Origin of the sequence: Wolbachia endosymbiont of Leptopilina clavipes (genome assembly GCF_006334525.1) — a bacterium.
Lineage (GTDB): Bacteria > Pseudomonadota > Alphaproteobacteria > Rickettsiales > Anaplasmataceae > Wolbachia.
This window is the reverse complement of the sequence record NZ_QJHA01000025.1, coordinates 1-10,505: the sequence shown is the minus strand read 5'-3', so window position 1 is coordinate 10,505 and position 10,505 is coordinate 1. Positions and strand designations below refer to the sequence as shown.

The 10,505-nt window shown below is 35.2% G+C and carries 14 protein-coding genes and 1 riboswitch; of the genes, 10 read left to right on the top strand and 4 right to left on the bottom strand.

What is annotated here, in order from left to right:
* From OUY_RS02205 to OUY_RS02195, 3 genes are all read left to right on the top strand, one after another.
* On the top strand, window positions 1-722 hold a 722-nt coding region (locus tag OUY_RS02205; RefSeq protein ID WP_139686579.1), incomplete at its 5' end, for an integrase core domain-containing protein.
* 421 nt (window positions 723-1,143) lie between these two features.
* Window positions 1,144-1,701, top strand: coding sequence for an ankyrin repeat domain-containing protein (locus tag OUY_RS02200; protein WP_139686578.1), 558 nt, complete (start codon window positions 1,144-1,146; stop codon window positions 1,699-1,701).
* A complete protein-coding gene (locus OUY_RS02195) occupies window positions 1,680-2,603 on the top strand; it encodes an ankyrin repeat domain-containing protein (RefSeq protein ID WP_139686577.1) in 924 nt (307 codons plus the stop codon). The genes OUY_RS02200 and OUY_RS02195 overlap by 22 nt, the downstream gene beginning before the upstream one ends.
* Window positions 2,604-2,660: 57 nt before the next feature.
* On the opposite strand, the gene grxD is transcribed toward OUY_RS02195, so the two are convergent.
* The 3 genes from grxD to OUY_RS02180 are packed head-to-tail and all read right to left on the bottom strand — an operon-like array spanning window position 2,661 to window position 4,592.
* Complete coding sequence (grxD, locus tag OUY_RS02190) at window positions 2,661-2,999, bottom strand: Grx4 family monothiol glutaredoxin (protein ID WP_010404780.1); 339 nt, start codon at window positions 2,997-2,999, stop codon at window positions 2,661-2,663.
* Window positions 3,000-3,015: 16 nt separating this feature from the next.
* A complete protein-coding gene (locus OUY_RS02185; protein ID WP_006012412.1) occupies window positions 3,016-3,234 on the bottom strand; it encodes a BolA/IbaG family iron-sulfur metabolism protein in 219 nt (72 codons plus the stop codon).
* A 38-nt stretch (window positions 3,235-3,272) separates the two neighbouring features.
* On the bottom strand, window positions 3,273-4,592 hold the full coding sequence (locus OUY_RS02180) for a malic enzyme-like NAD(P)-binding protein (protein ID WP_139686576.1): 1,320 nt from the start codon (window positions 4,590-4,592) through the stop codon (window positions 3,273-3,275).
* A 121-nt stretch (window positions 4,593-4,713) separates the two neighbouring features.
* Between OUY_RS02180 and pgsA the strand changes: the two genes are divergently transcribed.
* The 7 genes from pgsA (at window position 4,714) to OUY_RS06385 (ending at window position 10,148) form a co-directional block, all read left to right on the top strand.
* Entirely contained in the window at window positions 4,714-5,256 is a 543-nt protein-coding gene (gene pgsA / locus OUY_RS02175; protein WP_010404788.1) for a CDP-diacylglycerol--glycerol-3-phosphate 3-phosphatidyltransferase, read from the top strand.
* A gap of 99 nt (window positions 5,257-5,355) precedes the next feature.
* Entirely contained in the window at window positions 5,356-6,312 is a 957-nt protein-coding gene (locus OUY_RS02170; RefSeq protein ID WP_139686575.1) for a hypothetical protein, read from the top strand.
* 67 nt (window positions 6,313-6,379) lie between these two features.
* On the top strand, window positions 6,380-7,066 hold the full coding sequence (gene bamD / locus OUY_RS02165) for an outer membrane protein assembly factor BamD (protein WP_139686574.1): 687 nt from the start codon (window positions 6,380-6,382) through the stop codon (window positions 7,064-7,066).
* Between the two features lie 7 nt (window positions 7,067-7,073).
* Entirely contained in the window at window positions 7,074-7,814 is a 741-nt protein-coding gene (locus OUY_RS02160) for a YebC/PmpR family DNA-binding transcriptional regulator (protein WP_139686573.1), read from the top strand.
* Window positions 7,811-8,869 carry a M23 family metallopeptidase gene (locus OUY_RS02155; protein WP_139686572.1) on the top strand — a complete coding sequence of 353 codons (1,059 nt, stop codon included), beginning with the start codon at window positions 7,811-7,813 and terminating at the stop codon, window positions 8,867-8,869. Before OUY_RS02160 ends, OUY_RS02155 begins: the two co-directional genes overlap by 4 nt.
* A complete protein-coding gene (locus OUY_RS02150; RefSeq protein WP_010404803.1) occupies window positions 8,853-9,722 on the top strand; it encodes an SPFH domain-containing protein in 870 nt (289 codons plus the stop codon). The genes OUY_RS02155 and OUY_RS02150 overlap by 17 nt, the downstream gene beginning before the upstream one ends.
* A gap of 76 nt (window positions 9,723-9,798) precedes the next feature.
* Window positions 9,799-9,901, top strand: a riboswitch (TPP riboswitch).
* 106 nt (window positions 9,902-10,007) lie between these two features.
* Window positions 10,008-10,148 carry a hypothetical protein gene (locus OUY_RS06385; RefSeq protein WP_342777216.1) on the top strand — a complete coding sequence of 47 codons (141 nt, stop codon included), beginning with the start codon at window positions 10,008-10,010 and terminating at the stop codon, window positions 10,146-10,148.
* 10 nt (window positions 10,149-10,158) lie between these two features.
* Here OUY_RS06385 and OUY_RS02140 read toward each other — a convergent pair.
* The coding region (locus OUY_RS02140) for an integrase core domain-containing protein (RefSeq protein WP_139686571.1) at window positions 10,159-10,505 on the bottom strand (347 nt) is incomplete at its 5' end.

Genomic DNA, 10,505 nt, shown 5'->3' with positions numbered 1-10,505 from the left:
TAAAGGCATTAGAAGCAAAAGTAGCTCAGGATGGTATCATTTTAACAGAAGAACAGATAACAGCTCTAGAAAAGGCTAAGGAAGAAAAAGAGGCCCATGGAGAAATTGAAACAGAGCATCCAGGATACTTAGGTAGCCAAGACAGTTATTATGTTGGTAATATCAAAGGTATTGGACGAATTTACCAGCAAACCTTTGTTGATACCTATTCCAGAGTTGCTTTTGCTAAGCTTTACACAGAAAGGACTGCTATCACAGCTGCAGATCTTCTTAATGATAGGGTAGTACCGTTCTTTGATGAACAGAAAGTATCATTGCTACGTGTTTTGACGGATCGTGGTACAGAGTATTGTGGCAGACCTGAAAATCACGCTTACCAGCTATATTTAGGGGTAGAAAATATTGATCATTCTCGAACCAAAGCTCGTTCTCCACAGACTAATGGCATATGTGAAAGGTTCCACAGAACTATGCAAGATGAATGTTACAATATTATCTTTAGAAAGAAAATTTACACCTCTTTGGCAGAACTTCAGTTAGACGTAGACCATTGGGTGCATTCTTACAATAGATCTAGACCGCATTCAGGTAAATATTGCTATGGTAAGACTCCTATGCAAACCTTTTTTGATAGTATGCATATTGCTTATCAGAAAAATATTGATAGCATTAAACAGGATGCTGATTTTGGTTTTGACTTTGTTAATTCTTCTGTCAGTTAATTCATGCTTGTCAGATTAAGTCTAGACTATTACACCTGAGATTATTGCTGGTATTGTAAATCTTAAGCACGCCTTTTAGTTAACCTTCATTTTAGTCACCCTCCTTTCCTTTTTTTTATCCCTTGATTCGCAGCAGGTCTTAGGAATTCGATTGGGCACTAAATTGGTAAACACGAAAGCGCTCTACAACATTTTTGTGCAAAACGACTGGGTCCCGCATTCACTAATTTGACTGATGAAAAAGTAAAGTCAATTACGTGAATTGAAGTTTAAGAGACTATACAGAAATTAAGATGAGAAACGTACTTGTCATAGCAAATTTACATTTTTGTGAAAAATTTTTTATCATATGTCAAAAAACATATTGACTTAAGTACTTTTATATTACTAAATACCAATTTAAACATATTAGGAGTGCAAAATGAGTTTAAGTTCTGAATTAATTGAAGAGGTAGATCAAGGAAATATCCAGGCAGTTAAAAATTTTATTGAGCAAGGTGGTAACATAGAAGCTAAAAACGATGATGGATGGACACTTTTACACCGTTCTGCATGGAAAGGCCGTACAGAGATTGTTGAATTTCTTGTTGATCAAGGAGCTAATATTAATGCTAGAACTACTAGTGATAGTAAAAAGCCTATACATGTTGCTGCTAAAGAAGGTTATCAAGAAATAGTAGATTTTTTTCTTGGTAAGAGGATGAGGGTTGATGATGCTGATAATGATAAATGGACACCGTTACACTATGCTGCTGCTTATAACCACTTAGAGCTTTCTGAATTTCTCCTGGGTCAACATGCTAACATAGAAGCTAAAAATAAGAATAACAAAACACCTTTAGACTTAGCTCGTGAAAAAAGCCACACAAAAATAGTAAGTTTTCTAATGCAACCACAATTAGACCAAGAACTAATAAATGCAGCTACGGAAGGAAATCTCCAAATAGTTAAAATCTTATTGAGCCAGGTGCTAACATAGAAGCTAAAGACAATAATGGATGGACACTTTTACACTATGCTGCATCGAAAGGCCATAAAGAGATTATTGAATTTCTTGTGAATGAAAAAAAAGCTAATATTAATGCTAGAACTACTAGTGATAGTAAAAAGCCTATACATGTTGCTGCTAAAGAAGGTTATCAAGAAATAGTAGATTTTTTTCTTGGTAAGAGGATGAGGGTTGATGATGCTGATAATGATAAATGGACACCGTTACACTATGCTGCTGCTTATAACCACTTAGAGCTTTCTAAATTTCTCGTTGGTCAACGTGCTAACATAGAAGCTAAAAATAAGGATAATAAAACACCTTTAGACTTAGCTTGCAAAAGAAATCACATGAAAATGGTAGATTTTCTAGCGCAAGCAAAATTAGACCAAGACTTGATAACTGCAGCTGCAGAAGGAAGTCTCCAAACAGTTAAAAATCTTATTGAGCGAGGTGCTGACATAGAAGCTAAAGACGAGAAAGGATGGACACCTTTACACTATGCTGCTCGTTATAATCACTTAGAGCTTTGTGAATTTCTCCTGGGTCAACATGCTAACATAGAAGCTAAAAATAAGAATAATAAAACACCTTTAGATCTAGCTCGCGAAAGAAATCACATGGAAATAGTAAGTTCTCTAATGCAACCACAATTAGGCCAAAAGATGACTGCAGTTGCGGAAGAAACTATCCAAAAAGTTAAAAATCTTATTGAGCAAAGTGCTAACATAGAAGCTAAAGATATGGATATTTCCAATGACAATTTAAAAAGTGACAGGAGAGCTTCTTCTAATGATAGCTTAGAAAGTGACGGAGATACTGCTCCAGGTACGACTGTAAAAGAGGTAAAAGTAGAATCTTATGCCAAATCAAGAAAGGTACAAAGACAATAAGTTGAAAATGTGATGTAAAAGAGATAAATGGGCATGTGTAACCGAGACTGAGGTATACTAGCCCATCTCTTGATGTATTTGTGTAATCTTTTTCTCTTTTAGCAAATTTTGTAACTCACCTTTTTCATACATCTCGCGTGTTATGTCACAGCCACCAACAAACTCTCCCTTTATATATAATTGTGGAATTGTTGGCCAATCAGAGAAACTTTTTATGGACTGACGTATTTCATCATTCTCAAGTACGTTGATGCATTTAAACTTTACATTCAATTTTTTGAGAATTGACACGACGAGTCCAGAGAATCCACATTGAGGAAAGTCAGAGGTGCCTTTCATATACAGCACTACATCGTTTTCTGCTATGTCTTTTTTTATTTGTTCAAAGTTGTTCATAAATATCACCTTAATTTTAAGCTCCAGTTTCTAGTTGCAATGCATGTATAGACTGACCTTCAAGAGCCTTATATACCATTCTGTGTTGTTCTATTTTTGTCTTTCCAGAAAAACACTTGGAAGTTATTTTTAAATGATAATGATCATCATCTCCAGCAAGGTCCTTAATCTTTATATCAGCATCAGGAAATGATTGTTTGATAATTTTCTCTAACTCGTGAATTGTAATAGTCATTGGTTTATTTTAATTATAAGTCTAAAATATGCAATTGATTATTGTGAAGACAATAGATTCAGCGTGCTGAGAGCACTAGCAAGACGAGATTTTAATTGACTTGCATACTCATTCCAGTCCTCTATTTCCTTTCTTGCCACACCTGAGGTAACGGCAGCTTTTGCAACAGCAGGAGATACCATAGAAATTAATCTTGGATCAAATGGAGTAGGTATTATATATTCACGTCCATAGCTCATTTTACGACCGCCATAGGCTGCAGATATCTCATTCGGCACTGGCTCACGGGCAAGCTTCGCTATTGCATCTGCAGCTGCAATTTTCATTTCTTCATTTATTGTCGTTGCATGTACATCAAGTGCTCCTCTGAATATATAAGGAAACCCCATTACGTTATTGACTTGGTTGTTATAGTCTGACCTACCAGTTGCAATTATTGCATCTGGCCTTACAGACTTTGCAAATTCAGGCCTTACTTCTGGATCAGGATTAGCAAGAGCAAAAATGATCGGGTCTTTACCCATGCTTTTTAACATCTCTTCGCTGAGCACATCCTTTGCAGAGAGTCCGATGAATACATCAGCGCCTTTTATGGCATCAAGTAGAGAACGTTCTTTAGTGTCAATTGCATATTTTTCCTTCCACTTATTCATGTCCTCTTTTCTGTCTTTGTGTATTACTCCTTGTTTGTCACATAGCACTATGTTCTTAGCGCCCATGGACTTTAGTATTTCCAAACACGCAATACCAGATGCTCCAGCACCATTCATGATGATCTTGACATTCTCTAATTTCTTTTCAGCAATATCGAGGGCATTTTCTATACCAGCTGCAACAACTACTGCAGTGCCATGTTGATCATCGTGGAACACCGGAATATCCATCAACTCATTTAGACGTTTCTCTATTATAAAACAATCAGGAGATCTTATATCTTCTAGATTTATCCCCCCCCAACTTGGACCAAGATACCTTACTGCATTGATGAAATCTTCTATGTTTTCTGTGTCAACTTCTATATCAATTGCATCAATGTCAGCAAAACGCTTAAATAAAACAGCTTTGCCTTCCATGACGGGTTTTGAAGCAAGAGGACCGATATTGCCAAGTCCCAGCACTGCGGTGCCATTTGAAATGACAGCAACATAATTGCTTTTTGCCGTGTAATCATAAACAGCTTTAGGATTTTTAGCTATTGCAAGGCATGGGGCTGCAACACCAGGGGAATAAGCAAGTGATAGGTCATGCTGTGTGGATAAGGGTTTTGTTGGTATAACTGATACCTTACCAGGTTTACCACTTTTATTATGGTACTTAAGTGCTTCTTGTTTTGTGGTGTTATCTAAATCATTATTCATGCTTTGAGCTTATTGTTAGTAATTTCCTAAGTATATGGGGTTTTTATGAATGTTCAACTATTAGCTTGTGAACTCTATTGTACTTCTGTATAAATTTATCTACTACGTAGGGTGATGTGACATGCTTAAGAAAAACGTGCCTAATTTGCTAACAATCTCTCGTGCGCTCGCAATACCGGCAATAATATCAAGCTTTTATATAGAGAGTAAGTATGCAAGTCTAATAACAATATTGATCTTTATGTTTGCGTGCATTACAGATTTTTTTGATGGTTATTTAGCGCGTGCATGGAAAGTCCAATCGAATTTTGGCAAGTTATTTGATCCAATTGCCGACAAGTTAGTAGTAGCTTCAACAATAATCATGCTAGTTTATAAGCACAAGATAGATGATATTACAATTATACCGTCAGTTATAATTGTTTGTAGGGAGATATTAGTTTCAGGTATGCGGGAGTTCTTGATAGCTACAAACGTTAGTTTACCTGTGAGTAAGGCTGGGAAAATTAAAACATTTTTGCAGATGGTTGCTATAGTAGCGTTAATAATGAGTGATTATGAAGCAACTAAATATATAGGTGTGGTTTGCTTATGGGCTGCGGCTGTTATGACTATGTGGTCAGGCTATAATTACGTTCTAGCTGGCATCAAACAGATTGACTAAATTGCTTAAGAGTATACAAAGAAAGTTAATAATTTCATTACATTGACTTGGTAATTAAAATACTATATAATGTATTAGTTCATAAGTTGGTCTGTTCATATGACTAGTATTACAGGCACTAAGTTTTTTTTAAAAAGATCCAAAGGTAAAAAAGGTGCTAAAATGGAAGATTTTTTCTGGGATTTTTGGCCAACAGTTGATGAAGAAGTCAGAAAAGAAAGAGAGGAAGAAAAAAGCAAAAAGCTCGAACAAGAACTATTAACACTAAAAAAAAGAGAGCTACATAGGAAATGTGTATCATTGGTAACAATGGTTCCATTTGCATTATTGATGGCAATTGAGCTCGAAAAAACATGTAGCGATCAGGTATTACTTGGCCTTATAAGCAGCTCATTAGGCCATACTATATTACCTTTCACAACTTTATATCTTATTTGCACACTATATTTAATTTATAATAATAGAAAAATAGCACAAAAAGAACGAGAATTGGAGAATATTGAAAGTGGGAAAACAGTAGAAAAAGAAAAGAGAGACCTTCCTTGTACCGTTGATGATTACTTTAACTATGCTGATGCTGCTTTAGTTACATTAGTTATTGTGGCTAGCATAGTAGGTGAAGCATTGGAGCAAGGAATAATAGGAGACGTAGCTTTTTCAATTTCTAGTCTATTTTACTTTGTAGCGAGTGCTACTTTCTGCTATCGCGAGTACAAGAAAAGTAAAAAATATGAAGTAGAAAAAGAGCAAGATTTTGATGAGAAATCTGAAAAAAAGACAAGCAATATGTCTGCAGCTAAGTTAATGCTCGCTGGTTCTTCTTTATTACTAATCAGGAGAATAATATTGATTTCTGGAGTAGCATTAGCATCATCTGCTGTTGGGCCTGCTTTAGGTCTGGTAGGTCTTGCTCTTTTGATGGTAGGAAGTGGATTGATCACACATTCTTATAGTAGAAAGCTAGAGAACGTAGAAGTGAGTGGAAAGGGTGTTGCAATAGGTGGTGGTGCGAGCAATATAGGTAATGGTGGCCAAGAGCCGCTTTTCGTTCGATGATAATGCCAAAAATTTGTTTATTTAGGTAATATTTAGTCTATACTTTATTTTGATCAAAAAAAATCTTATGTATAAGACTTTAATCATATGCTTTTTTCTTCTGACTTGCCCCTTCACGCAGTCGTATGCGAATGATCTTGAACACACTGAAACTGAACTATATGAGGAGGCAGTTAAGCTTTATGATCAGAAAAAATATAAGCAAGCTATTAGAGCATTTCAAAAGATAGAGGATTTGTATCCTTTATCTTATTGGGCAATGAAAGCCAAATTATTGTCTGGGGTTTCTCACTATAATATGGGTAAATACAGCGGTGCTGCAAGTGATATGGATGATTATATATACGTTTATCCAAATGGTGAAGATTTGCCATATGTATATTACTTAAGAGTATTATCTTATTACATGCAAATTAACAAAGTGCAGCTTGGGCAACAAATTGCATATAAAACTTTAGAGCTAGCTACTGAATATATTAATCTTTTTCCGAATAGCGAATATATAGAAGAGATCAAAGAAAAAGAAAAATTAATCACAGAACATATATCAAAAAAAGAGTATTCTATTGGTGAATTTTACCTAAAGCGTGGTGAATATTTAGCAGCAATTAAGCGTTTTCAAGATATGATAAGCGATAAAGATTCTAAATATTCTTCTAGAGTTATTACTTATTTAATAACAGCTCACTTAGCTCTTGGCCTTGACTTAGAAGCTGAGCAGTATGAAAATATGTTAGTAGAAGGGGTGAATTAGTTTTCTTATGGCTGGTCATTCACAGTTTTCAAATATAAAACATCGAAAAGGTGCTCAGGATGCAAAGCGCTCGCAAAAATTTACGAAGCTCATTAGGGAAATAACAGTTGCTGCAAAACAAGGGCTACCTGATCCCGAGCTTAATCCACGTCTTCGCTCTGCTATCTTTGCTGCGCGAAAGGAAAATCTACCAAAAGATAAAATAGAAACAGCAATAAAAAATGCAACTGGTAACGTTGCTGGAGAAAATTATGAAGAAATACAATATGAAGGCTGCGGACCTTCTGGTACTGCAATTATTGTTCATGCTCTGACGAATAATCGCAACCGAACTGCTTCTGAGATACGTTATATCTTTTCTCGCAAAGGCGGTAATTTGGGAGAAACAGGATGTGTGAGTTACCTTTTCGATCATGTAGGCTTAATTGTCTATAAAGCAGAGGGTATAAATTTTGAAGATTTATTTAACTATGGAATTGAATTAGAAGTATTGAATGTTGAGGAAAATAACAAAGAAGAATTATATGTTATAACTTGTGAAGTGAAAGATTTTGGTAGAGTGCGTGATGCTTTCTATACAAAATTTGGAGAACCAGAACTTGCTCGTCTTTCATGGCAACCAAAGGACCTGATTGAAGTGAGCGACAAAGAATTAATTGATAAATTATCTACATTAGTTGAAGAGCTAGAAGATAATGATGATGTGCAGTATGTTGAAGGTAATTTTATTTTTGCTGATAAACTATGAGGCTTGTAATACTTCCACTGCTTTGTATTTTACCAGCATATGCAACTGAAACATTTGCGCAGAAATACTATTGTCATTCCAGTGCCCAGACACTGGAAATTGATTGTAAACAGCACGCTATACAACATTTTCGATTAAAAAACTGTTCAAGCACTGGAATAACAGAAAGCAACCTAAACCACTTTCCAGCGTTACTTCAGCGCGGGATCAGGAAAAAAAAAGCTGCTTTGGTGACAGAAAGTGATAGAAAGTTGTTATTCATATCCAGTGACATAAAATCCTCTTTTTTTGACGCAGAAGGTTTGGCGCCAAATACAGTAATGAGATTAATCGACATATATAAAGGTTATGGTGTAGATTTTAAAAAAGACATTGTGCCCAAAAGCAAATTGGAGGTGCTGTGTGAAAAATCACTCAGTAATCAGAAGGCAGAAGAAAAAATTTTATATACTTCACTGACAACAGATAAAAAGGTCATGAGCTTGTATCATTATGAGTCACAAGAAGCAAAAGAAGTGTATTTTAATAAAGAGGGGGTAAGCTTGAAGAGTAGCGAAATTTTTGTAAATCCTTTAAACGGAGATTTTCGTATATCTTCGAAATTTGGTAATAGAAAGCATCCTGTTCGCGGTAAAATTGCTTTTCACAAAGGAGTAGATTATGCAGCTAAGCTTGGCAGTCCCATATATGCTGCTGCAGAGGGTGTGGTAGAATATATAGGAAAGAATGGTGGCTATGGAAATTACATCAAAATAAAACACAAAAATGAATATTCAACTTGTTACGCACATATAAGCAAATTTAGTAGCGATATAAAGTTAGGCTCTAAAGTAAAGCAGGGGCAGATCATTGCTTATGTCGGCAGCACTGGTGTTGCAACAGGACCTCATTTACATTATGAAGTTATATATAATGGTAAACATATTGATCCGCTTACGATAGCTCATGGCAATGAGATAAAGTTGCCTGATCGTGAATTAAGAGAGTTTAAATTATTTGTAAGTAAGGTAGATGAAATAATCAGCAGAGAGGGTGCAAGTGAAAAAGCAATCTGATAAAGACAGCACAGATAAAAATACGATAAGTGATAGAAATCTAAGTAAAATTCAGGCTTTTCCTGTACTAATAGCGCTAGGGTTAATTTTATTGGTACTTTTTGTGTATGATAGCACAATTGCACTTGGAGTTGCTGCTGTTTCAATTTTGACTTTTCTTCAGGCACTTTTCGTTAATGACCCTAATGAAGCAAGAGTGATAGAGTTTTTTGGTCATTATATTGGAACTTATTTTAAGTCTGGAATATGCGTAACGCTTCCGTTTTCGAGTAAATATAGAGTGTCTCTGAAATTTCAGAATATTAACACAGAAAAAATTAAAGTTAATGATGCTAATGGAAGTCCGATAGAGATTTCAGTAGTAATTGTTTGGAGAGTGAGCAGTCCTGCGAAGGCATATTATAATGTTAATAATTATCATGATTTTGTTTTTGTGCAAAGTGACTCGGTAATTAGAGAACTTGCAAGTAATTATCCGTATGATAGCGAAAACGATGAGGAATCTTTGCGTAAAAATTCTGATAAAATTTCAAATGAATTGAGATCAATGCTACAACAAAGATTGAATATTGCTGGAATTGAAATTGCAGAAGCAAGAATATCGCATTTGGCCTATTCATCTGAGATTGCACAAGCAATGCTGAGGCGTCAACAAGCGCATGCCATCACCTCTGCAAGAAAGCATATAGTGCAAAATGCAATAGGAATTATCGAAGAAGTAATAGCCCATTTTGAAAAAAATAAAAGCTTACAATTGGATGGAAAACAAAAGGTTCAATTGATAAACAATTTGCTAGTTGCTCTGATCTCTGAGCAGGATGCACAGCCGACTATTAGTTTGGATAATAATTAGCATAGAAGCCGATTGGGTTTCATGAATGCAAGTCACTGTTAATTTCTTGATTAATAGACTAAATGATGTTATAAATTACACGCATTAGGGGTGCTCTAAAAAAGCTGAGAGTACATAAAGTACAACCCTTTGAACCTGATCTTGTTAAAACAAACGTAGGAAAATGTATGTATATAAATATTGAAGAATGCTTTGGCTTCATCATCGCATTCATTACATCTCTCATTGGGTTATTGCCTCAAGTATATAGAGCCATATATCACAAAACTTACTCGTGACATATCGATGCTAATGTTGGTGAATTATCTTATTTGTTCATCATCTTGGCTTATTTACGGTATTTGTCAGGGTTTAACTTTTGTGATACTCAGTAATATTGCTGGATTAGTGATCAGTATAATATGTAATAGTCTAGACTTAATCTGACAAGCATGAATTAACTGACAGAAGAATTAACAAAGTCAAAACCAAAATCAGCATCCTGTTTAATGCTATCAATATTTTTCTGATAAGCAATATGCATACTATCAAAAAAGGTTTGCATAGGAGTCTTACCATAGCAATATTTACCTGAATGCGGTCTAGATCTATTGTAAGAATGCACCCAATGGTCTACGTCTAACTGAAGTTCTGCCAAAGAGGTGTAAATTTTCTTTCTAAAGATAATATTGTAACATTCATCTTGCATAGTTCTGTGGAACCTTTCACATATGCCATTAGTCTGTGGAGAACGAGCTTTGGTTCGAGAATGATCAATATTTTCTACCCCTAAATATAGCTGGT

Coding starts and splice junctions, on each gene's coding strand:
- OUY_RS02155 (WP_139686572.1), top strand. CDS start 7,811: ATGAGGCTTGTAATACTTCCACTGCTTTGTATTTTACCAGCATATGCA.
- OUY_RS02200 (WP_139686578.1), top strand. CDS start 1,144: ATGAGTTTAAGTTCTGAATTAATTGAAGAGGTAGATCAAGGAAATATC.
- grxD (WP_010404780.1), bottom strand. CDS start 2,999: ATGAACAACTTTGAACAAATAAAAAAAGACATAGCAGAAAACGATGTA.
- OUY_RS02185 (WP_006012412.1), bottom strand. CDS start 3,234: ATGACTATTACAATTCACGAGTTAGAGAAAATTATCAAACAATCATTT.
- OUY_RS02180 (WP_139686576.1), bottom strand. CDS start 4,592: ATGAATAATGATTTAGATAACACCACAAAACAAGAAGCACTTAAGTAC.
- OUY_RS06385 (WP_342777216.1), top strand. CDS start 10,008: ATGCTAATGTTGGTGAATTATCTTATTTGTTCATCATCTTGGCTTATT.
- OUY_RS02160 (WP_139686573.1), top strand. CDS start 7,074: ATGGCTGGTCATTCACAGTTTTCAAATATAAAACATCGAAAAGGTGCT.
- OUY_RS02170 (WP_139686575.1), top strand. CDS start 5,356: ATGACTAGTATTACAGGCACTAAGTTTTTTTTAAAAAGATCCAAAGGT.
- bamD (WP_139686574.1), top strand. CDS start 6,380: ATGTATAAGACTTTAATCATATGCTTTTTTCTTCTGACTTGCCCCTTC.
- pgsA (WP_010404788.1), top strand. CDS start 4,714: ATGCTTAAGAAAAACGTGCCTAATTTGCTAACAATCTCTCGTGCGCTC.